The sequence below is a fragment of the Pseudonocardia bannensis genome (genome assembly GCF_012911875.1).
Lineage (GTDB): Bacteria > Actinomycetota > Actinomycetes > Mycobacteriales > Pseudonocardiaceae > Pseudonocardia > Pseudonocardia bannensis.
Window position 1 is genome coordinate 1 of sequence record NZ_JAAXKZ010000108.1, and the last position, 20,696, is coordinate 20,696.

The 20,696-nt window shown below is 73.4% G+C and carries 23 protein-coding genes; 16 read left to right on the forward strand and 7 right to left on the reverse strand.

All coding sequences use genetic code 11. The features are described 5' to 3' along the window. Positions 1-1,921, reverse strand: a 1,921-nt coding sequence (locus tag HF519_RS22925; RefSeq protein WP_169415064.1) for a heavy metal translocating P-type ATPase, incomplete at its 3' end; no start/stop codon positions are given. A 139-nt stretch (positions 1,922-2,060) separates the two neighbouring features. Here HF519_RS22925 and HF519_RS22930 point away from each other — a divergent pair. Further along, positions 2,061-2,354: an ArsR/SmtB family transcription factor gene (locus HF519_RS22930; RefSeq protein WP_211170454.1), complete on the forward strand. Its 294-nt coding sequence runs from the start codon at positions 2,061-2,063 to the stop codon at positions 2,352-2,354. A 6-nt stretch (positions 2,355-2,360) separates the two neighbouring features. Here HF519_RS22930 and HF519_RS22935 read toward each other — a convergent pair whose 3' ends face one another. Genes HF519_RS22935 through HF519_RS22945 form a run of 3 tightly spaced genes read right to left on the reverse strand, consistent with a single transcriptional unit; the run spans position 2,361 to position 5,223 of the window. Further along, a complete protein-coding gene (locus tag HF519_RS22935; RefSeq protein WP_169415066.1) occupies positions 2,361-2,699 on the reverse strand; it encodes a MaoC family dehydratase in 339 nt (112 codons plus the stop codon). Further along, positions 2,696-3,109, reverse strand: a complete 414-nt coding sequence (locus HF519_RS22940; protein WP_169415067.1) for a hotdog family protein — start codon at positions 3,107-3,109, stop codon at positions 2,696-2,698. Before HF519_RS22940 ends, HF519_RS22935 begins: the two co-directional genes overlap by 4 nt. After that, on the reverse strand, positions 3,109-5,223 hold the full coding sequence (locus HF519_RS22945) for an acetate--CoA ligase family protein (protein WP_169415068.1): 2,115 nt from the start codon (positions 5,221-5,223) through the stop codon (positions 3,109-3,111). Before HF519_RS22945 ends, HF519_RS22940 begins: the two co-directional genes overlap by 1 nt. 29 nt (positions 5,224-5,252) lie before the next feature. Between HF519_RS22945 and HF519_RS22950 the strand changes: the two genes are divergently transcribed. Next, positions 5,253-6,047, forward strand: coding sequence for an inositol monophosphatase family protein (locus tag HF519_RS22950; protein WP_169415069.1), 795 nt, complete (start codon positions 5,253-5,255; stop codon positions 6,045-6,047). A gap of 17 nt (positions 6,048-6,064) precedes the next feature. On the opposite strand, the gene HF519_RS22955 is transcribed toward HF519_RS22950, so the two are convergent. Both HF519_RS22955 and HF519_RS22960 read right to left on the reverse strand, forming a co-directional pair. Then, positions 6,065-6,931: an SDR family NAD(P)-dependent oxidoreductase gene (locus HF519_RS22955; RefSeq protein WP_169415070.1), complete on the reverse strand. Its 867-nt coding sequence runs from the start codon at positions 6,929-6,931 to the stop codon at positions 6,065-6,067. After that, complete coding sequence (locus HF519_RS22960; protein ID WP_169415071.1) at positions 6,931-8,520, reverse strand: class I adenylate-forming enzyme family protein; 1,590 nt, start codon at positions 8,518-8,520, stop codon at positions 6,931-6,933. The genes HF519_RS22955 and HF519_RS22960 overlap by 1 nt, the downstream gene beginning before the upstream one ends. Before the next feature lie 86 nt (positions 8,521-8,606). On the opposite strand from HF519_RS22960, the gene HF519_RS22965 reads away from it, so the two are divergent. From HF519_RS22965 to HF519_RS22995, 7 genes are all read left to right on the forward strand, one after another. Next, complete coding sequence (locus HF519_RS22965) at positions 8,607-9,269, forward strand: TetR/AcrR family transcriptional regulator (RefSeq protein WP_169415072.1); 663 nt, start codon at positions 8,607-8,609, stop codon at positions 9,267-9,269. Positions 9,270-9,345: 76 nt separating this feature from the next. Further along, a complete protein-coding gene (locus HF519_RS33040) occupies positions 9,346-10,017 on the forward strand; it encodes an EthD domain-containing protein (RefSeq protein ID WP_169415073.1) in 672 nt (223 codons plus the stop codon). Positions 10,018-10,194: 177 nt separating this feature from the next. Continuing rightward, on the forward strand, positions 10,195-10,401 hold the full coding sequence (locus HF519_RS22975; protein ID WP_169415074.1) for a hypothetical protein: 207 nt from the start codon (positions 10,195-10,197) through the stop codon (positions 10,399-10,401). Further along, a complete protein-coding gene (locus HF519_RS22980; RefSeq protein ID WP_211170452.1) occupies positions 10,398-11,219 on the forward strand; it encodes an amidohydrolase family protein in 822 nt (273 codons plus the stop codon). The genes HF519_RS22975 and HF519_RS22980 overlap by 4 nt, the downstream gene beginning before the upstream one ends. A 147-nt stretch (positions 11,220-11,366) precedes the next feature. Beyond that, on the forward strand, positions 11,367-11,522 hold the full coding sequence (locus HF519_RS22985) for a hypothetical protein (RefSeq protein ID WP_169415076.1): 156 nt from the start codon (positions 11,367-11,369) through the stop codon (positions 11,520-11,522). Between the two features lie 174 nt (positions 11,523-11,696). After that, the gene (gene ppc / locus HF519_RS22990; RefSeq protein WP_169415077.1) at positions 11,697-14,477 is read left to right on the forward strand and encodes a phosphoenolpyruvate carboxylase; all 2,781 of its coding nucleotides are present in this window, start codon (positions 11,697-11,699) and stop codon (positions 14,475-14,477) included. A gap of 26 nt (positions 14,478-14,503) precedes the next feature. Then, positions 14,504-15,103, forward strand: a complete 600-nt coding sequence (locus HF519_RS22995; protein ID WP_169415078.1) for an NUDIX domain-containing protein — start codon at positions 14,504-14,506, stop codon at positions 15,101-15,103. Between the two features lie 129 nt (positions 15,104-15,232). Here HF519_RS22995 and HF519_RS23000 read toward each other — a convergent pair whose 3' ends face one another. Beyond that, positions 15,233-15,421: a hypothetical protein gene (locus HF519_RS23000; protein WP_169415079.1), complete on the reverse strand. Its 189-nt coding sequence runs from the start codon at positions 15,419-15,421 to the stop codon at positions 15,233-15,235. Between the two features lie 422 nt (positions 15,422-15,843). On the opposite strand from HF519_RS23000, the gene HF519_RS23005 reads away from it, so the two are divergent. The 7 genes from HF519_RS23005 to HF519_RS23035 all read left to right on the forward strand — a co-directional run. Next, a complete protein-coding gene (locus HF519_RS23005) occupies positions 15,844-16,125 on the forward strand; it encodes an FmdB family zinc ribbon protein (protein WP_169415080.1) in 282 nt (93 codons plus the stop codon). A 53-nt stretch (positions 16,126-16,178) separates the two neighbouring features. After that, positions 16,179-16,820 carry an AmiS/UreI family transporter gene (locus HF519_RS23010; RefSeq protein ID WP_169415081.1) on the forward strand — a complete coding sequence of 214 codons (642 nt, stop codon included), beginning with the start codon at positions 16,179-16,181 and terminating at the stop codon, positions 16,818-16,820. Positions 16,821-16,862: 42 nt separating this feature from the next. After that, positions 16,863-18,116 carry a formamidase gene (gene fmdA / locus HF519_RS23015; RefSeq protein WP_169415082.1) on the forward strand — a complete coding sequence of 418 codons (1,254 nt, stop codon included), beginning with the start codon at positions 16,863-16,865 and terminating at the stop codon, positions 18,114-18,116. A 320-nt stretch (positions 18,117-18,436) separates the two neighbouring features. After that, entirely contained in the window at positions 18,437-18,715 is a 279-nt protein-coding gene (locus HF519_RS23020; protein WP_169415083.1) for a hypothetical protein, read from the forward strand. A 99-nt stretch (positions 18,716-18,814) separates the two neighbouring features. After that, positions 18,815-19,582: a LamB/YcsF family protein gene (locus HF519_RS23025; RefSeq protein ID WP_312860296.1), complete on the forward strand. Its 768-nt coding sequence runs from the start codon at positions 18,815-18,817 to the stop codon at positions 19,580-19,582. Between the two features lie 19 nt (positions 19,583-19,601). Continuing rightward, positions 19,602-20,216 (forward strand): 5-oxoprolinase subunit B family protein, encoded by a 615-nt coding sequence (locus tag HF519_RS23030; RefSeq protein ID WP_169415084.1) that lies wholly within the window; start codon positions 19,602-19,604, stop codon positions 20,214-20,216. Beyond that, the coding region (locus tag HF519_RS23035; protein ID WP_498072991.1) for a 5-oxoprolinase subunit C family protein at positions 20,213-20,696 on the forward strand (484 nt) is incomplete at its 3' end. The genes HF519_RS23030 and HF519_RS23035, both read left to right, overlap by 4 nt.

Sequence of the window (20,696 nt, forward strand, 5' to 3'; positions counted from 1 at the left end):
GGGTGGTGCGGGGGGACGCCCAGCCGGGGCGCACGAGCAGGCGCAGGCCGTTCAGGCAGACCAGCACGGTCGACAGCTCGTGGCCGGCCACGCCGACGACGAGCGGCAGCGTTCCGACCAGGTCCCAGGCCACCAGCACGACGATCACCGCCGCGGCGAACGCCAGGTTGGCCTGCGCGATCCGCCGCGCCCGGCGGGCGAGCGTGATCAGCGGGGCCAGGCTGCCCATCGGGTCGCGGAGCAACACCCCGTCGGCGGCCTGCACGCTCAGCGCACTGGCCCCCTCACCGGCGGCGAGACCGACGTCGGCGGTGGCCAGCAGCGGCGCGTCGTTGACCCCGTCACCGGCGGCCAGCACGGTCCGCCCCTCCCGCTGCCAGCCCGCGACGACCGCGGTCTTGCCGGCCGGGAGCAGCTCGGCATGCACCTCGGTGACCCCCAGCTCGGCGGCCACGTTCCGCGCGGGCACGGGGGCGTCACCGGTGAGCAGTGCGGGCACGTGCCCGGTCACGGCGCTGAGGTCGGCGATTGCCGCGGCGGCCTCCGGCCGCAGCTCGTCGGCGAGGGCGAGCACCCCGACCGGGAGGCCCGCGGCGAGCACGACGACCGCGGTGTGCCCGTCGGCCTCGAAACCCTCGACCACCGCTCGTGCGCGGGCGCGGGCCCGGGCGGCGGCGTCGGTCTCGTCCACCGCGGCGTCGAGGAGTGCCGGGTGGCCGACCACGACCTCGGCACCCTCGGGGCCGCCCACGACGGCGCGCACCCCACGACCGGGCAGCGCGGTGAACTCGTGGACCTCCGGAGTCACGACGCGCCGGCGGCGCGCCTCCTCCCGGACCGCCCGGCCCAGCGCGTGCTCACTGCCGGACTCGGCCGCACCGGCCAGCGCGAGCAGCTCGTCCGCGGTGCCCCGCAGGGGTACGGCCCCGACCACGCGGGGAGCACCGCGGGTGACGGTGCCGGTCTTGTCCAGTGCCACGGCGTCGACGTCGGCCAGCGCCTCGACGACCGTCGCGTCCTTGAGCAGCACCCCGCGCCGACCGGCCGCGGCGATCGCGGCGAGCAGCGGCGGCATCGTCGCGAGCACGACCGCGCACGGCGAAGCGACGATCATGAAGGTCATCGCCCGGAGCAGGGTGGGTTCGAAGGCCGCGCCGAACAGCAGCGGAACGGTGAGCAGCGCGACCGCACCACCGACGACGAGCACCGAGTAGCGCTGTTCGATCCGCTCGATGAGCAACTGGCGGCGCGCCTTGGTCTCGGACGCCTCCCGGACCTGGGCCGCGATGCCCGCGACGAGCGAGTCGGCCGGGTCCCGGTCCACCCGGACCTGCAGTGTCCCGGTCCCGTTCACGGTCCCCGCGTGCACGGTGTCGCCGGGGACGGTGCGCCGCGGCAGCGGCTCACCGGTCAGCCCGGCCGTGTCGACCTCGCTGGCGCCGTCGGTGACCTCGCCGTCGGCCGGGATCCTCTCGCCCGGTCGCACCAGGACCCGGTCGCCCACGACGAGCTCCCGCGCCGGGATCTGCCGCTCCCCACCGGGATCGAGGCGGGTGGCGGTCTCGGGGGCCAGGTCGAGCAGGGCGTGGATGCTGTCCCGGGTCCGCGCGGTCATCACCGCCTCCAGGGCGCCCGAACTCGCGAAGATGACGATCAGCAGGCCGCCGTCGAGGTACTGGCCGATCGCGGCAGCGGCGAGCGCGGCGACGATCATCAGCAGATCGACGTCGAGCCGGCGTTCGCGCAGCGCCTGCAGCCCCGACCAGGCCGGTTCCCAGCCGCCCGCGACGTAGCAGAGCAGATAGGCGGTCGCCACGAGCGCGACCGGCGCCCCGGCCAGGTCGGCGGGGACGGCGACCGCGAACCCCGCCAGCGACAGCGCCGCCCGCCGGACCTCCGGCACGAACCAGAAGGACGTCATGCGTGGGAGCATAGCTGCGCAGCCACGCAGATACGCAGCCAGATGAGCGTCTGCGCAGACATCCGAACATCCGCGCATTCCCTCAGGTGAGCGCCGGGACTACACTCGCCGCGTGCACGACGGCATCCACGACTTCGAGATGCCGCGCCCGGAGGACGTCCGGCGAGCGGCCGAGTCGTTGCGCCTGCTGGCCGACCCCACCCGCATCAAGATCCTCTGGGCCCTGCTGCAGGGCGAGACCTCGGTGGCCTGCCTGGCCGAACTCGTCGGCGCCGCACCCACCGCGGTGAGCCAGCACCTGGCGAAGCTGCGGCTGGCCGGGCTCGTCGAGGGCCGGCGCGAGGGCACCTTCGTCTACTACTCGGTCGAGGGCAGCCACGTCCGGGCGCTGCTCACCGAGGCCCTCGGGCACGCGGCGGCCGGCGCACGCTGAGGCTCGTCAGGCCGGCCGCAACCGCGCCGCCCCCACCACCGCCGGCCCCGCCGGCGTCGCGGCCAGGATCTCCCAGCCGCCGTCGACGTCGGTGATCTCGACCGTGAACGGCGTCCCCTCGGTCACCGGCGAGACGAACTTGACCTCCAGGCTGCCGCGGGCGGCCCACTCCGGGACCCGGGCGTACAACTCCTTCTCGATCACCGCGAGCAGGTAGACCCCCTGGACCAGGGTCTTCCCGAACGGCGTCGCGGCGGCGAACTCGGGCTCGGTGTGGATCAGCCCGGTCCCGCCGCTGGCCACCCCGAAGTCGTCCATGTCCTGCTGACTGAAGGTTCTCGTCATCTGGACGCGTATCCCCACAGGATCGTCGACGTCACGCAGCAGACCACGTCGTCCTCGCGCGCGTACACGGTGTCGAGCACGACGGTCGGCCTCCCCTTGCGCAGTGTCGCCTCGGTGACCGTCACCGCGACGTCGAGCACGTCCCCGACCCGGGCCTCGCCGTGCTGGGAGACCTGCTGACGGGCGTGCACGCTGCCCTGCTCCATCCGCCCGCCCATCGCCCGGTAGATCGGCAGGAACGTGCAGTACAGCCACGGCGGCACCACCGTGCGCCGCCCCGCCGGGGCACCGACGAGCCGGTCGTAGTCCGCGACGAGGTCCGGGGTGAGCGGGTAGGTCGTGCGGTGCACCGAGCCGGGCACCAGGGACGCGAACGGGATGTCGGCGAACTCCTGGGCGATCCGCGGCATCAGGCCCCCTCCTCGTGACGCGCGTCGGCCACCCGGACCAGCGCGTCCGCGACGACCACCCCGTCGGACAGCACGAACACCGGATTGAGGTCGATCTCGGGCAACGCGCCACCGGTCGCGGCGAAGCGCTCGGCGAACCGGAGCACGAGGTCCACCAGCGCGTCCACGTCGAGCGGCGCGGCCCCGCGGGCCCCGGTCAGCAGCGGGTGGATAGCCAGGGCGCGCACGGCGTCGACGACCGCGGCCCGGCTCAGCGGCGGGATCAGCAGCCGGAAGTCACGGAGCACCTCGACGTGCACCCCACCGGACCCGAGCAGCACGGTCGGCCCGAACACGGGGTCCCAGGTGGCGCCGAGCGAGACCTCCACCCCGCCGCGCACCATCCGCTCCACCAGCACGCCCTCGATCGGTTCGATCCCGGCCGCGCGACCCGCGGCCAGCACCTCGGCAGCCGCGCGCTCCACGGCCGCGGTGCCGGTGAGCCCGAGGCGGACCGCCCCGAGCTCGGTCTTGTGCGCGGCGGCCGGCGAGCAGAGCTTCACGACCAGCGGGTGCGGCAGGTCCACGGCCGCCGCCGCGGCCGGGGTGGCGGCCAGCCTGCCGGGGACCACCGGCAACCCCCAGCTCGTCATCAGTTCCTTGCTCGCGTGCTCGCTCAGGAAACCGGCGCCCTCCGGCAGCGGGACGGCGACGGCGGGCGCCACCGCCGGCAGGGGGCGGCGCAGCCACGCCGAGTGCTCGGCGAACCGCGCCACTGCTCGGACGCACGCGGCGTCGTCGTCGAAGGTGGGCACGCCGCGCGCGGTCAGCCGCTCCGCGAGATCGGGCCGCCCGCCGACCGACGCCACGGCCACCAGCACGCCGCGAGCGGCGGCCTCGGCGTGGAGCGCGGCGACGTCGTCGGTGATCGTGTCGATGTCATAGGTCGGGCCGACGATGCCCAGCGCGACCAGCACGATGTCGACCCACGGATCGGCGGCGAGCGCGGGCAGCACCCGGGTCAGCAGGTGCGGCTGCTGCACGATCTGCCCGGTGACGTCCACCGGATTGCCCACCGCGGCGAACGGCGGCAGCACCGCCCGCAGCGTCTCCCGGGTGCCGTCGGTGAGCTCGGCGAGCTCGAGGCCCTCGGTGAGCGCCACGTCGGCCATCATCACGCCCAGTCCACCGGAGTTGCTGACGATCCCGACCCGGTTCCCGCGCACCGGCGCCGACGTCTCGAAGATCCGGGAGAGCCCGGACAACTCGGTGAGGCTGCGGGCCCGGACCACCCCGTGCCGGCGCAGGAACGCCTCGACCACCACCTCCGGCTGGGCCAGCGCGCCGGTGTGCGATCCGGCGGCCTTCGCGCCCGCCTCCGTCGCGCCGGCCTTGACCATCAGCACCGCCTTGCCGAGCCGTCGCGCCTTTTCCGCCGCAGCGACCAGCCGGGGGACGTCGGCCAGGTGCTCGCAGTAGGCCTGCACGACGCGCACCCCGGGGTCGTCGAGCACGGCGTCGATCAGCTCGGCGACGCTCACGTCGGCCTCGTTCCCGGTCGCCGCCCAGTAGCGCAGGCCGGTGGCGTGCTGATGCTGCAGCGCCGCCAGCATGCCGGCGACGGCGCCGCTCTGACTGACGATCGCGACCGGCCCGTCGCGCAGCGGGAAGTTGGTGAACGAGCTGGAGAAGCTGGTCACGGCACCGCTGGCGAGATTCGCGATGCCCTGGCAGTTGGGCCCGAGCAGCCGCATCCCGTGCGCCCGGGCCGCCGCGACCAGCTCACGCTGCGCCCGCTCGCCGTCGGCGTCCAGCTCGGCGAACCCGCTGCTCAGCACCACGCAGGCCCGCACCCCGCGGCGTGCGCACGCCTGCACCGCGTCCCGCGCCGCGTCGGCGGCGGTGACGACGACGGCCAGGTCGACCCCGTCGGGAAGGTGGTCCGCGGAGCGCAGCGCGGGCAGCCCCTGGATGGCGTCCCGGGTCGGGTTGACCGGCAGCACGTCACCGGCGAAGCCGTACTCGCTCAGGAAGCGCAGCAGCCGCCCGCCGATCTTGCCGGGGTCGTCGGAGGCCCCGACCACCGCGATCGACTTCGGGTCGAGCAGCGCGGCGAGGTCGTGATCGGCCATCATCGGCCGTCCGCACGAACGAGGGAGCCACGATGACCTGCACGCTGATCGAGCCGGCGCTCGGCGTCGCCGTCACCGCGGCCCGGGCCGGCGGGCGGGTGCTGCGCGCCGCCGACCGGCGCACGCTGGAGGTCTGGTCGAAGGACGCGTGGGTGGACGTGTCGACCTCGGCCGACCACGCCTCCCAGGCCGCGATGGTGTCGCTGATCCAGGGCGACTTCCCGGACCACACCGTGGTGGGCGAGGAGGACACCGTGCCAGGCCGCGACGACCGGCACGTGTGGTACGTCGACGGGCTGGACGGGACGAGCAACTTCACGCACGGGATCCCCTGGTACTGCGTGTCGGTGGCGCTGCGCTGCGGTGACGAGGTGGTCGCGGGAGCGGTGTACGACCCGGTGCACGACGAGCTGTTCACCGCCGGGGCCGGTCGCGGCGCCACCTGCAACGGCCTGCCGCTGCAGGTGGCTGCGACCGACGAACTGGACCGGGCGCTGGTGGCCACGCAGATCCAGACCTCCGACCCGGCCCGGATCGCCGAGTTCGCCGCGACGTTCGAGCGGCTGCTGAACACGTGCGGCGGGGTGCGTTTCCCCGGCGCACCGGCCCTGATCATGTGCCACATCGCGGCCGGACACTTCGCCGCGTACTGCGAACGCGCGATGGCGCCCTGGGACATCAGCGCGGGGCAGCTGATCCTGACCGAGTCCGGCGGACGGGTGACCGACTTCGACGGCGTCCCGATCGCGTCGCCCGCCCGCACCGACGTGGTGGCGAGCAACGCCCGCGTGCACGACGCCCTGCTCGCCGTCCTCCGTGCCCGGTGAGTGCCGCTTGAACACCGCTACCGCGCAGCACCGGGACCGCGGCGGATGACCGGTGGTTCGCCGGTCGTCCCACGGTTCACCCCGACCAGGCCGCGGTTGCGCGGGTCGCCGCCGTAGGCCGCGTGCATCCGCGGCCCCGCGGCGCGCAGGCCGCCGTCGACGGTGATCTCCTCACCGGTGACGAAGCGGGATGCGTCACCGGCCAGGAACGCGATCACCTCGGCCACGTCCTCGGGGCGTCCCAGGTCCGGCCACGGCTGTGCCTCGTCCATCACCGACCGCGCGGCCTCGACCGCATCGCCGATCAACGGGGTCACGATGAGCCCCGGGCAGACCGTGTTCACCCGGATCCGGTCCGGACCGAGCTCGGCGGCGGCGACCTTGCCCAGGTTGAGCACCGCCGCCTTCGCCGCCGAGTACGCCTGCGGGCCGGCCCCGGCGCTGAACGCCGCGACCGACGCGGTGTTGACGATCGACCCGCCGTTCCCGGCCGCACGCATCGCGAGCGCACCGTGCTTGATCCCCAGGAACACGCTGCGCACCAGGACGGCGAACGTGTAGTCCCAGTCCGCGACCTCGATCTCGGTGAGCGCGCCGAACGCGCCGCCCACCCCGGCGTTGTTCACGACACAGTCGAGCCGGCCGAACGCCTCGACGGTCGCCGCCACGGCTGCGGCGACGTCGTCCTCGTCGGAGACGTCGGTACGGACGAACGTCGCGCCGAGCTCGTCGGCCGCGCGCTTTCCGTTCTCCGCGTTGAGGTCGGCGAGCAGCACCTGCCAGCCCTCGTCGCGCAGCCGGGCGACGGTGGCCCGGCCGATGCCGCTCGCGCCGCCGGTGACCAGTGCCGCCCTCCCCCGGCCCGCGTTCGTCCCCGCGGTCATCACCGCGCCGCCGGTGCGCTGCCCAGATGCGCGTACTCGTCGCGCAGCAACCGCTTGAGGATCTTGCCGCTGGCGTTGCGCGGCAGCACGTCGACGAACACGACGTACCGCGGCCGTTTGTAGCCGGCGAGGCGTTCGCGGCAGTACGCGATGACCTCGTCCTCGGTCAGGCTGTGGCCGTCGTTCAGCACGATCGCCGCACAGGGGGTCTCGTCCCACTTCGGGTCCGGCACGCCGATCACGGCGGACTCCTGGATGGCCGGGTGGTCGGCCAGGACGTTCTCGATCTCGGCGGGGTAGATGTTCTCCCCGCCGGACAGGATCATGTCCTTGACCCGGCCGATGATGTAGATGTAGCCGTCCGTGGTGATCCGGGCCAGGTCGCCGGTGCGGCACCAGCCGTCGACGAACGTCTCCGCGGTGGCCTCCGGCTTGCCCCAGTACACCCCGCACACCGACGGGCTGCGGGTCCACAGCTCGCCGTCGGTGTCCGCGGGGAGCTCCTCGAGCGTCGCCGGGTCGACGATCTTGACCTCGGTCAGCGGCAGCGGCCGGCCGACGCTGGTCCGGTGGTCGTCGAGGCGCTCGGGGTCCATGACGCTGGTCATCGCGCCGCCCTCGGTGAGCCCGTACGCCTGCTCCATGCGCACCTTCGGGAAGCGGGTGCGGATCCGGTCCACGGCCCAGCCGAGGATCGGCGAGCCACCGGTCACCACCCGTCCCAGGTCCGGGACATCGACCCGGTCCAGTTCGGACCACGACATCCACTGGTAGATCGTCGCCGGCAGCAGGAAGGCGTCGGTGCACCGGTGGTGGCGGAGCACGTCGACGATCCGGTCGACGGTCAGCCCGGTGGAGCGCATCATCACGGCGTGCCCGCCGCTCATCAGCACCGGGAGCACGCAGTCCTCGAACCCGCTCACGTGGAACATCGGGGTGGTGCCCAGGTGCACCGAGCGCTCGTCGTACTTCCAGTACAGCGCCTGCATCGCGCCGAACCACAACGTGTGCCCGTGCGTCCACAGTGCACCCTTCGGGAACCCGGTGGTCCCCGAGGTGTACATGATCATGCAGGGGTCGGTGGGCGCCGGGTCGGGCACGGCGGGCTCGCCCGGGTCGGCGTCCTCCAGCACCGACTGCGGCAGCGCGTCGGACAACGCCGCGGCGTCGGCGTCGAGCTCCGGGTCGAGCACGAACACGATCGACGTCCGGACCGGGGTGTCGGCGAGCACCGGCGCGATCGTCGCGGCGAAGCGCCCGTGCAAGCACAGGACGGTGCTGCCGGAGTCGGTCAGCGCGTAGCGCAGTTCCTCGCCGGTGAGCCGCCAGTTCAGCCGCACGGCGATCGCGCCGAGACGGGTGATGGCCAGGTAGAGGGCCCAGTACTCGAGGCTGTTGGACAGCAGCATTCCGACCCGGTCGCCCGGCCGGACACCCTGGGCCAGCAGGCCGTTGGCGTAACGGTTGGTCCGCTCGGCCAGCTGGGCGTAGGTCCAGGTCTGGTCCTTCTCCAGCGAGATGGCCGGCCGCTCCCCACCCCCGCCGCGAGCGGGTTGCAGGAGCTGACGGGTGATGATTCCCGTGAACACGGCATTCCCTCCGTCGGGTCGAACGACCTGAACTCCCGGACGAACGTACTGTTGTCCTGGACACACGTCCAGAGAAGGATCACGCCATGGCCTCGCGGACCTACGGCGACCGCACCCTGTCGCCGAACCAGGAGTTCCGGCGCGCCGAGATCACCGAGGCGACGTGCCGACTGCTGCGGACGCGGGGCGTCGCGGCCTGCACCGTCCGCACCATCGCCGACGAGGCGGGCGTGAGCAAGGGAGTGATCCACTACTACTTCGCCGACGTGCACGAGCTGGTCGAGCTGGGCTTCGCGCAGCTGGCCGCGACCTACTACGCGCACATCGGCGGGCAGGCGGCCTCGATCGCCGACCCCGTGCAGGCGCTGTGGCACGCGATCGTCTCCTACGTCGCCCCGTGGGACGCGCACTCCAGCATGGCGCTGCTGTGGTGCGAGTACTACGTCGCGAGCCTGCGTGCCGGCCGGCTGGGCGGGGTGGTCGCGATGCAGCAGGCCATGCAGGATCTGTTCGCCGCCGTGCTGGCCCGGGTGTCACCGGACGTCGTCCGGCACGCCGGCGCGCTCACCCGGCACGTCACCGGGACCGTGCTCACCCAGACCCAGATGCCGGTCGACGTGCCCGAGCTGGTGTCGGAGATCAGCCGGCTGACCGGCGTCCCGGCCCCGGTCTCGGTCGACGCGGGCTGCGACGACCCGCACTGCGCGTTCCACGGCCCCGGCCCGCGGCGGTCGAGGTCGCTGCCATGACGGCCGCGGACGAGCGGACGGCCGGGTGGAGCCCTCGCGGTGGGCGAGGGCGGGCGACGACGGGGGGAACGGACCGGTGAGCGGTGTGGGCGAGGTCGGCAAGCTGGTCGTGTCGGCGAAGCGGGCGCCGGGGTGCCCGGTCGAGAAGCTGCACGCGGCAGCGGCACCCGTCGTCGAGCTGCCCGGCCTGCGCCGGCACGTCCGGTCCCTGACCCTTCCCGGCGGGTACCGGCGCGGCGAGCCCGTCTACGACGTGGTGCACGAACTGTGGTTCGACGACGAGGACACGGCCTGGGCGGCCACCGACACGACGGCGTTCCGGGCGCTGACCGCCGGCCCGCTGCTCGACCCGGCGAGCGTCGCCGTGATCGTGACCGCCGAGCACGTGGTGGTGGACGGGCCGGTCCCGGCGGGCGGGGTGAAGAACATCGAGTACGTGACCCGGCGCGCCGACCTGCCCCGGGAGGAGTTCGGACGCTACTGGGCGCAGGTGCACGGCCCGCTCGCCGCGCACATCGCCGTGATCCGCCGCTACGTGCAGAGCCACACCGTGCCGGCCGCCTACGAGCGCGCCGAGCCCCCGCTCTGGGACGGCGTGGCCATCACGTGGTTCGACGACGTCGCGGCCATGCGTCGTTCGGCGACGACGCCGGAGTACGCCGCCACCCGCGCCGACGAGCCGAACTTCCTGGCACCGGGCGAGCTGCCGTTCCTGATCATGACCGAGCACGAGGTGCCGACGCGCTGAGGCGCCGCTTCCGGTTGCCGGAACGGCCCTCCTGCTGACCCGTGACGATGACCGACGGACCCGCGGTCGAGCGCTCCTCGCACCGGTCGACGTCTCCGCGTGAGCGGCGCACGTTCCGGGCCTGCTTCGGCGGCTGGGCCACCGACGCCATGGACGTCCAGACCTACAGCCTGCTCGTTGCGGGGCTCGGGTCAGGGCTTCTGCTACAACTTCGGCCGTGGCTTCGGTGCGCTGTTCCCGCCGCTCGTGGGCGTACTGGCAGATGCGATCTCGATCGGTGTGGCCGTCGCGGTGTCCGCCGGCATCGCGTACCTCGTGATGGCGTCGTGCGGTCTCGCCCTCACCGAGACGCGCGGGGCCGAGCTCACCGCGGCCGCCGGGTGACCGGGTCCGTGCCGGAGGGCGCCGTCGACGTGCATGCGCACGTCATGACCGGACCGACACCGGGCGTGGCCGGGGCCGTCTACCAGCCGTTCGAGGCGCCCGCGGCGGACTTCCTGGCCCACCTCGACGGGCTCGGGCTGGCCCGCGGGGTGATCGTCAACCCCAGCGTCTACGGCGACGACCACACGGTCCTGCTCGACGCCCTGCGCGCGCACCCGGACCGGCTGCGCGGCGTCGCAGTGGTCGGCACGGACGTCGGCGAGGCGCGCCTGCGGGAACTGCACGAGAGCGGGGTCCGGGCGTGCCGGGTGCAGGACCGCTTCGCCGGCGGTGCCGACATCCGCGAGCTGCCGGCCCTGCTGGATCGGATCGGGCCGCTGGGCTGGCACGTCGAGGTCTGGACCGACCCGCGCGAGCACCTCGGCCTGCTCCGGGACGCGGCCCGCCGGGGCCGGATCGTGCTCGACCACCTCGGGCAGATCCCCGCCCCCGCACCCGGCGACGCCGATCCCGCGGTCCCGGTGCTCCGCGAGCTGCTGGCGGCCGGGGACTGCTGGGTGACACTGTCCGGGGCGTACCGGCTGTCTCCCGGGGAGCCCGAGGCGGTCGCGGCACGGGCGCTGCACCAGCGCGTCCGCGCGGTGCTCGACACGGCCCCCGACCGGGTCGTCTGGGGCACCGACTGGCCCTACGTCGCGCCGCCGACCGTCCCCACCCCGGCCGACCACCGCGCCGTCCTGGACGCGTGGCTACCCGACCAGGACCTGCGCCACCAGGTCCTCGTCGACAACCCCGCCCACCTCTACCGCTGGCCCTGACCCACGTTCCCACCCCACCGCGCGTCATGGAGTCCTCACGCGCCCGGCCGCTCGCCCAGGCAGCGTTGTGGAGCCCTGATGCGCTCAGGTGCCCGCCCGAAGCACGTTGTGCAGCCATAACGCGTTCGGGCGCTCGCGCGGGCTGCGTTGTTACGCGCTGGCGAGGAGGCGCTGCTCGGCTGCGAGGCCGGCGACGGCGGTGCGGGCGGCCGAGGAGTCGGGGGCGACGAGCAGGGTGAGCGGGCCGTCGCCGAGCCGGCGGAGCTACTGGCCACCGACCTGGACGCCGTCCCCGCCCTCTGAACCCGGCAGCCGGCACGGAGGTGTCGGGCCGGGCTCCGAACCGGAGATGTCCGGGTAACAGGTCGGACGGATGCTCGGCCTGCATTGGCATCCTCCGCCGCACCCGAGCACCATGAGGCTGCCGTTCCCGGTGCCGCGAGCGGGCCCTGAGACCCTCAGCGGGACGGAGCACCCATGCGCGAGGCCGCGAGTATGCGCGAGCCGGAGCCGCCGGCCACCGACTCCGTCGCGGCGCACGCCGGCGTCGTCTCCGAGTCCGAGCACGAGGCCCTGCGCGCCGACATCCGGCGGCTGTCCACGATGCTCGGCCGGACCGTCTCCCACCAGGGCGGGGCGGAGCTGCTGGAGCTCGTGGAAGAGGTCCGCCGGCTGTCACGAGCGGCGGTCGACGGCGACGACGACGCCCATGCCGAGATCACCCGGCTGCTGTCCGGGTTGGACGCGGGCACGGCCGTCACCCTCGCCCGAGCGTTCTCGCAGTACTTCCAGCTGGCCAACATCGCCGAGCAGGTGCACCGTTCCCGCGAGCTGCGCACGCTGCGCCCGCCCGGCGACCGATTGCGCACCCTGATGCAACGCCTGGCCGCGGAGGCGGACCGCGACGAGGTACAGGCCGTGCTGGCCCGCACCGAGCTGCGGCCGGTGTTCACCGCGCACCCCACCGAGTCGTCACGGCAGTCGGTGCTGGCCACCCTGCGCCGGGTGGCCGACGCGCTCGACCGGGGCGCGTCCGACGACGAACTCGCAGCGCTGATCGACCTGCTCTGGCAGACCGACGAGATCCGCCCGGGCAAGCCCACGGTGGCCGACGAGGCCCGCGCCATCGGCTGGTACATGGAGCAGCTGGGCCGCCAGGCGGTCCCTGATCTGCTGGCCGGGTTCGACGCCGAGGCGACGGCCGCCGGCTTCGAGGTGCCGTCGAGCGCTCGGCCGCTGGTCCTGGGCACCTGGGTCGGCGGCGACCGGGACGGCAATCCCAACGTGACACCGGCGGTCAGCGCCGAGACGATGCAGCTCTACGCGGACCGCGCGCTGCGGATCCACCTCGACCTCGTCGATGCGCTGGTGTCGGAGCTGAGCGTGTCCACCCGGGTCGTCGGGGTGTCGGAGGAGCTGCGGGGGTCGCTGGCCCGCGACCGCCGCGCCCTGCCCGAGGTGTACGACCGCTACATCCGGCTCAACGCCCACGAGCCCTACCGGCTCAAGCTCTCCTACATCCAGGCCCGCCTGGAGAACACCCGCACGCGGCTGGCCGAGGGATCCCCGCACGTCGAGGGCCGCGACTATCTCGGATCGGCCGGTCATCTCGCCGATCTCGAGGTGATGGACCGGTCGTTGCGCGCGCACCTCGGGGAGCGGATCGCCCGCGGAACGCTGGCCCGGGCGATCCGGTCGGCCCGCGCGCTGGGCCTGCACCTGGCCGCCCTCGACGTCCGCGAGCACAGCGACGCCCACCACGAGGCGCTGGCCGCGCTCTACGCCCGCCTCGGCGGGGAGGGCACGCCGTACGCCGAGCTCGACCGGGAGGGCCGGACCGCGCTGCTGTCCCGGGAGCTGGCCGGGGGCCGGCCGCTGGCCGCGCGGCACGGCGACCTGCCCGAGCCCGCGGACCGGGTGATGGCCACCTTCGACATGCTGCACGACGCCCAGCACCGCTACGGCGAGGAGGCGGCGAGCACCTACATCGTCTCGATGGCCAAGGGCGCCGACGACCTGCTCGCCGTCGCCGTGCTGGCCCGCGAGGCGGGGATGGTCGACCTGTCGGAGCCCACCGGGCGTTCCTCGGTCGACCTGGTACCGCTGTTCGAGACCGTCGAGGAGCTCTCCCGCGCCGGCACGCTGCTCGACGAGCTGCTGTCCGACCCGGGCTACCGCCGGCACGTCCGCCAGCGCGGTGACCTCCAGGAGGTCATGCTCGGCTACTCCGACTCCAACAAGGGGGCCGGCATCACCAGCTCGCAGTGGGAGATCCACCGCGCGCAGCGCCAGCTCCGCGACGTGGCGGCCCGGTACGGGGTCCGGCTGCGGCTGTTCCACGGCCGCGGCGGCTCGGTCGGACGCGGCGGCGGGCCCTCCGGTCAGGCGGTCGCGGCGTCACCGTTCGGGACCGTCGACGCGACGATGAAGCTCACCGAGCAGGGTGAGGTCATCTCCGACAAGTACTCGCTTCCCGCGCTGGCCCGCGACAACCTCGAGATCACGCTGGCCGCGACGCTCGATGCGACGCTGCTGCACCAGTCGGCCCGCTGGCCCGCGGCGACGCTGGCTCGCTGGGACGAGACGATGACCGTGGTCAGCGATGCGGCCCGGGCGGCGTACCGCAAGCTGGTGGAGTCCCCGGGGCTGCCCGAGTTCTTCGCCGCGGCCACCCCCGTCGACGAGCTGGGCCGGCTCAACGTCGGCTCCCGGCCGTCGCGGCGGCCGGGCCACGGAACGCCGACCCTCGACGACCTGCGCGCGATCCCCTGGGTGTTCGGCTGGACGCAGACCCGGATGGTCGTACCCGGCTGGTACGGGCTGGGCAGCGGGCTGCGGGCGGCCCGCGAGGCCGGTTACGGGCCGGTGCTCGACGAGATGCGGGAGTGGGCGTTCTTCGCCAACCTGCTGGGCAACGTGGAGATGACGCTGGCCAAGACCGACCTGCGGATCGCATCGAACTACGTGGGCGCGCTGGTCGACCCGGCGCACCAAGGGATCTTCGACGACATCCGCGCCGAGCACGAGCAGACCCTGCGCGAGGTGCTCCGGCTGGCCGGCACGACGACGCTGCTGGCCCGCCACCCCGTGCTGCGCAACACTCTGGAGGTGCGCGCCGCGTACCTCGAGCCGCTGCACCACCTGCAGGTCGAATTGCTGGGCCGGCGCCGCTCGGTCGACGAGCCCGACCCCGACCTGCACCGGGCGCTGTTGCTGACGATCAACGGGATCGCCGCGGGGCTGCGGAACACGGGTTGAGGGCCACGGGCCCGCCGAGGAGGTGTGTGACGGCCTACGAAGTCCGCGACAGTCGGGTCGCCCACGAGGGGCGTCGCATCCGGGTGCGGCTGGACGAGATCGTCCTGCCCGACGGTTCCACCATCACGCGCGAGATCGTCGAGCGCGAGAACTCCGTCGCCGTCGTCGCCCTCGACGACCGGCGGCAGATCGTGCTGGTGCATCACTACCGGCAGCCGGTCGGCGGTCTGCTGTGGGAGCTGCCGGCCGGCCTGTGCGACGAGGAGGGGGAACCGCCCGAGCAGACCGCCCGCCGGGAGCTCGCCGAGGAGACCGGCGTGCGCGCCGAGGCCTGGAGCACCCTCGTCGACCTGCACCTCTCGCCCGGTGTCAGCACCGAGGCGGCCCGGGTCTACCTCGCCGAGGACCTCACCATCGGGCCCCGGGCCGGCGAGGCGCACGGCGAGGAGGCGTTCCTGACGACCCGATGGCTGCCGCTCGAGGAGGCGGAGACCTGGGTGCTCGACGGCCGCATCACCAACGCCCTGGCCGTCGGCGGGATCCTCGCCGCGGCCCGCTACGTCCGCGCCGGGACACACCCACCGCGGCCTGCCGACGCCCCGTGGCCGCAGCCGGAGAAGCCCTGACCCGCGGCCCCGGAGGGACCCGGCTCGCTCAGCCCGCGACGGGCTCCGGTGGACGCCCTGCCGGATCGAGGCCGGCAGCAGGTCGCCCGACGCACCGACCCCGCCGCCGAGCCGGGGCCGGGTGTCCGCTCACGCCCGCTGACGAACGATCCGCTCGGCCCGCGGGGCCATGTCGCGCTCGTGGCCGGGGCAGGTGGTGCCGCCGAGATCGGACGAGGGGATCTGGGCGTGCATGTTCCGCGCCATCGCGCCGATCCACAGGGCGGTGGCGACGCTCACCAGCAGCCAGGCCAGCCCCACGAGCACCAGCGTCAGCATGAGCGGTCACCCGTAGAGGCCGAGCCGGCGCCACGCCTGCAGAGCTGATGGCGGCGGCATCGAGCCATGGTCGACACGCGGCGAGCAGGACCAGCCATGAGCGGACTCCATGAGGTATGGCGGACGAACCGCCCGACGACGGGCGAGCCCGGGCCGATCAGCCGACCGGCCTGGCGAGACGAATCGGTTCGCAACTTCCTACGGCTCATCGCGGTCGTCTGCGCCGCCGTAACGCGGGCACGGCCCACTTCAACAAAAGTGATGATCATCTGTGACGGGGGGCAGCCGTCGTCGGGCGCGTGACGGTCTGTCCCGGCCGCAGTGGATAGGAGGCGGACGGCCGGGCCCTATGGCCCTAGTTGCATCCGACGGCCCGCGACACGCTGATCTACTCCGGTGGTCAGGACGGCGGTGATATGGCGATGGCGGAATACCAGTACCGATGCCCGGTGTGCGGCCCGTGGAGCGCACGGCTCCCGATGGGCACGGCCGAGGCAGCGCGTGAGTGCCCCGGCTGCGGCCGCTCGTCCGCGCGCAGGTACACGGCCCCCGCGCTCAACCGCATGCCCGCGACCCAGGCCAGGCTCCGGCTCCGCGAGGAGGCCAGCCGGGACGCCCCGGAGGTGGTGACCGCGGTCCCGCCGGCGGTCCGCCGCCGCCCCGTCGTCTCCGATCCCCGCAGAGCCACGTTGCCTCGACCCTGACTCACCACCGGTGCTCGCGCTTCGCTGAGCGGACCCTGCGAGGAGGATCTGAGATGGGCACGGTCGGACTGCTGTACGTCGGTGCGGTGCTGTTCCTGAACGGGCTGATGCTCGTCGGGGCGGTGGAGCCCCGATCGGCGGCTCCGCTGAACCTGTTCGTCGGCGCGTTGCAGGTGCTGACACCCACCCTGCTGATCGTGGCGGCGGGGGGCGACGAGCGGCTGATCCTGGCAGCAGCGGGCCTCTATCTGTTCGGCTTCACCTACCTCTACGTCGGGATCAACCTGCTCGCCGGTCTCGACTCGACCGGCGTGGGGTGGTTCTCGCTCTTCGTCGCCGTGGCGGCACTGGGATTCTCCTACGCCAACTTCCAGATCTTCGGCGATCCCGCGTTCGGCGTGATCTGGCTGTACTGGGCATTCCTGTGGTCGCTGTTCTTCCTGCTGCTCGGCCTCAAGCTCGAGTCGCTGCAGCGCTACACCGGCTGGGTGACGATCATTCAGGGCTGGGTGACCGCGGCGATCCCGTCGCTCCTGATGCTCACCGGCAACTGGCGCAACCCCACCGCGATCGCGTGGGGACTCGCCATCGGCGGCGTGGTCGTCTTCCTGGCGCTGCTGCCGCTCGCCCGCCCGCGCCGTGGTGCGCGGCGGGCCCCTGAACCCACCCCGACCGTCCCGGCGGCCGCGGGCTGATCCGGAAAAAAAATTGCCACGACAAGGGAGTAGTGGTCTGCGATGCCAGATGTGGTGTTCACGGTCGATCAGTCCAAGTCGATGCGGGACCAGGCGGTTCCGGGGCACAACCGGTGGCACCCGGACGTACCGTCGGCCGTCATGGTGCGGCCCGGTCAGATGATCCGGGTCGAGTGCCGGGAGTGGACCGACGGCCAGATCGGCAACAACGACTCGGCCAACGACGTGCGCGACGTCGACCTGACCCATGCACACATGCTCAGCGGGCCGATCGGCGTGGAGGGCGCCGAACCGGGCGACCTGCTCGTGGTCGACATCCTGGATCTCGGCCCGGTGCAGCCCCCGCAGGAGTACGGGGACGCGCCCGGGCAGGGCTGGGGCTACACCGGCATCTTCGCCAAGGAGAACGGCGGTGGCTTCCTCACCGATTACTTCCCGCAGGCGTACAAGGCGATCTGGGATTTCCAGGGCCAGAGCTGCACCTCGCGGCACATCCCGGGCGTGCGCTACACCGGCATCACCCACCCGGGGCTGTTCGGCACCGCGCCCTCGGCGGAACTCCTGTCCCGCTGGAACGCCCGCGAGCGGGCCCTGATCGAGACCGACCCCGAACGGGTGCCGCCGCTCGCCCTCCCGCCGCTCCCGGACAACACCCTCGCCGGACTCGCCCAGGGCGACGCGGCACAGTCGGTGGCCCAGGACGGCGCGCGCACCGTTCCGGCCCGGGAGAACGGAGGCAACCACGACATCAAGAACTTCACCCGTGGCTCGCGCGTGTTCTACCCGGTCCACGTACCGGAGGCCAAGCTGTCCGGCGGCGACCTGCACTTCAGCCAGGGCGACGGCGAGATCACGTTCTGCGGCGCCATCGAGATGGGAGGGTTCATCGACTTCCACGTCGACCTGATCAAGGGCGGCATGGAGACCTACGCGGTCACCACCAACCCGGTCTTCATCCCGGGCAACGTGGAACCCCGCTTCGCCGAGTACCTGACCTTCATCGGCGTCTCCGTGGACCGTGAGACCGACGAGAACTACTACCTGGATGCCACCGTCGCCTACCGCCGCGCCTGCCTGAACGCGGTCGAGTACCTGAAGAAGTTCGGCTACTCCGGAGAGCAGGCGTACCTGCTGCTCGGCTCGGCGCCCCTCGAGGGCCGGATCAGCGGGGTCGTCGACATCCCCAACGCGTGCTGCTCGCTCTACCTGCCGACCGCGATCTTCGACTTCGATCTGAAGCCGTCGGCGACCGGGCCGGTGACGAAGGACCGGGGCCAGGTCGCCATGTCGTCCTGACCGACGTCGGACCCGTGCGCCGCGCCCGCGGCGCACGGGTCATCCGTTCACTCGGGATCCCGCCAGGGCACCGATCCCTCCGTCGACACAGCGGGCCGGGCCGTGACCGTGACCGCGCCGCCGCAGTTCCAGCAACTGGGTTCGCGGTCGGAGTCGCGGCCCTCCACCTCGCAGGACCTGCAGAACCAGTGCGCAACGACCTGAAAACTCAGCGTCGTCTCCCTTCCGTGCATAACGGGCGGATACCCTCGTACGGGTGACCTACCCGAACCGCGGGAGGGTAACAACCGGTCACTTATCGTGGTGATCGGAGGTAGACCATGACCGACGAGTTCCCCGTTCATCCCAAGCACGCGGCCAAGGACCGCTTCGGCAAGGGGGCGCTGCACGCAGCGCACGACATCACCGCGGCGCTGGCCGAGGCCGGAGTCGAGGACGACGGCGCGGTCGTCCTGCGGACCGACGGGAAGCGGCCCAAGCTCGCCGACCTGGAGAAACTCCTCGACGACACGCTCGCCGAGGACGCCGACGACGCCCCCGCGCCCGGGAACCCCGAAGACGCCCCGGAGACCGGGAACCGCGGAGCTCCGGGGCACTGACCACCGGGCCGGGCCGCCGGCCGCCCTTCCGTCACGCGCGACCCGGACCGGTCTTGCGGCGTCCGGGACGATGACGCTGTGACGAGGACGCCAGGACCGGTGAGCGCGGGGATCGACCTCAACAGCGACCTGGGCGAGTCGTTCGGCCGCTGGGTGCTCGGCGACGACGAGGCCATGCTCGGCCTCGTCACCTCCGCGAACGTGGCGTGCGGGTTCCACGCCGGCGACCCGTCCACGCTGCGGCGCACCACCGCCCAGGCGGCCGGCCGCGGGGTCGCCGTCGGGGCCCAGGTGGGCTACCCCGACCTGATGGGCTTCGGCCGTCGCTTCGTCGACGTCGAGCCGGGAGCACTGGCCGACTACGTGGTCTACCAACTCGGCGCGCTGGACGGGATGTGCCGGGTCGCCGGCACCGCGGTGCGCTACGTCAAACCGCACGGCGCGCTGTACAACACGGTGGTGCACCACGAGGCACAGGCCCGGGCCGTCGCCGCCGCCGTCCGGGACTACGACCCGGGGCTTCCGGTGCTCGGCCTGCCCGGCTCGGCGCTGCTGCGCGCCGCCGAGGACGCCGGGCTGCGCGCGGTGCCGGAGTTCTTCGTCGACCGCGGGTACACCCGCGAAGCGACCCTGGTCCCGCGCTCGGAGCCCGGGGCCCTGCTGCACGACGCCGACGCTGCGACCGAGCGGGTGCTACGAATGGTGGCCGACGGGGTGGTCCGCGCGGTCGACGGCAGCGACGTGCGGGTGCGTGCCGAGTCCGTCTGCGTGCACGGCGACTCCCCCGGTGCGGTCGCGATGGCCACCGCGATCCGCGACGGCCTGGTCGGGGCAGGCGTGCCGCTGCGGTCCTTCGTCGCGGCATGAGGGCTGCGCGATGGCGGCGATGAAGGTACTGCCCTGCGGGAACGCCGCCCTGCTCATCGAGGTCGACGGCCTGGCCGACGTGCTCGCGCTCGCCGACGCGATCCGCGCCGCCGACCTGCCCGCGGTACTCGATGTCGTGCCCGCGGCCCGCACCGTCCTGCTCGTCACGGCGCCCGGAGCCGACCTGGGGGCGCTGCGGCGCGCGGTGCTGGGGTTGCCCGTCCGATCCGCCTCGGACCCCACCGGCGGGGACACCGTCGAGATCGAGGTCGTGTACGACGGGCCGGACCTGGCCGAGGTCGGCCGGCTCACCGGGCTGGGCGAGGCCGGGGTGGTCGAGGCGCACACCGCGCGGGCCTGGCGGGTGGCCTTCGGCGGGTTCGCGCCCGGGTTCGCCTACCTCTCCGACGGCGATCCACGGCTGGCGGTGGAACGCCGGGCCGAGCCGCGCACCACCGTCCCGGCTGGTGCGGTGGGTCTGGCCGGGGAGTTCAGCGGCGTGTACCCGCGATCCTCACCGGGAGGCTGGCAGCTCATCGGGCGCACCGAGGCCGTGCTGTGGGACTCCGACCGCGATCCCCCGGCGCTGCTGCGCCCCGGCGGATGGGTGCGGTTCGTGCAGGCCGCGTCATGATCGAGGTGCTCGCCACCGGTCCGCTCGCGCTGCTGCAGGACCTCGGCCGGCCCGGGCTCGCCGCCTCCGGGGTGGGCCGCTCGGGCGCCGCGGACCGCGCGGCGCTGCGGCTGGCGAACCGGCTCGTGGCCAACCCGGAGGACGCGGCCGGCATCGAGGTCGTGTTCGGCGGCCTGTCGGTCCGCGCCCGGCGCCGGCTGACCGTCGCCCTGGCCGGGGCCCCCGCACCCGCGACGGTCGACGCCACGCCCGTCGGGCATCACGCCGTGGTGGTGCTGCGCGCCGGGCAGGTCCTCACCCTGGGCGTTCCGCCGACCGGGCTGCGGACCTACCTCGCGGTGCGCGGCGGGCCCCTGAACCCACCCCGACCGTCCCGGCGGCCGCGGGCTGATCCGGAAAAAAATTGCCACGACAAGGGAGTAGTGGTCTGCGATGCCAGATGTGGTGTTCACGGTCGATCAGTCCAAGGCGATGCGGGAC

Bases quoted from the DNA above. Each gene is read 5' to 3' on its own strand.
- HF519_RS23030 (WP_169415084.1), top strand. From the start codon at position 19,602: ATGAAGGTACTGCCCTGCGGGAACGCCGCCCTGCTCATCGAGGTCGAC.
- ppc (WP_169415077.1), top strand. From the start codon at position 11,697: ATGCGCGAGGCCGCGAGTATGCGCGAGCCGGAGCCGCCGGCCACCGAC.
- HF519_RS23010 (WP_169415081.1), top strand. From the start codon at position 16,179: ATGGGCACGGTCGGACTGCTGTACGTCGGTGCGGTGCTGTTCCTGAAC.
- fmdA (WP_169415082.1), top strand. From the start codon at position 16,863: ATGCCAGATGTGGTGTTCACGGTCGATCAGTCCAAGTCGATGCGGGAC.
- HF519_RS22940 (WP_169415067.1), bottom strand. From the start codon at position 3,109: ATGCCGCGGATCGCCCAGGAGTTCGCCGACATCCCGTTCGCGTCCCTG.
- HF519_RS22950 (WP_169415069.1), top strand. From the start codon at position 5,253: ATGACCTGCACGCTGATCGAGCCGGCGCTCGGCGTCGCCGTCACCGCG.
- HF519_RS22935 (WP_169415066.1), bottom strand. From the start codon at position 2,699: ATGACGAGAACCTTCAGTCAGCAGGACATGGACGACTTCGGGGTGGCC.
- HF519_RS22930 (WP_211170454.1), top strand. From the start codon at position 2,061: ATGCCGCGCCCGGAGGACGTCCGGCGAGCGGCCGAGTCGTTGCGCCTG.
- HF519_RS22955 (WP_169415070.1), bottom strand. From the start codon at position 6,931: ATGACCGCGGGGACGAACGCGGGCCGGGGGAGGGCGGCACTGGTCACC.
- HF519_RS23005 (WP_169415080.1), top strand. From the start codon at position 15,844: ATGGCGGAATACCAGTACCGATGCCCGGTGTGCGGCCCGTGGAGCGCA.
- HF519_RS22965 (WP_169415072.1), top strand. From the start codon at position 8,607: ATGGCCTCGCGGACCTACGGCGACCGCACCCTGTCGCCGAACCAGGAG.
- HF519_RS22945 (WP_169415068.1), bottom strand. From the start codon at position 5,223: ATGATGGCCGATCACGACCTCGCCGCGCTGCTCGACCCGAAGTCGATC.
- HF519_RS23000 (WP_169415079.1), bottom strand. From the start codon at position 15,421: ATGCTGACGCTGGTGCTCGTGGGGCTGGCCTGGCTGCTGGTGAGCGTC.
- HF519_RS23020 (WP_169415083.1), top strand. From the start codon at position 18,437: ATGACCGACGAGTTCCCCGTTCATCCCAAGCACGCGGCCAAGGACCGC.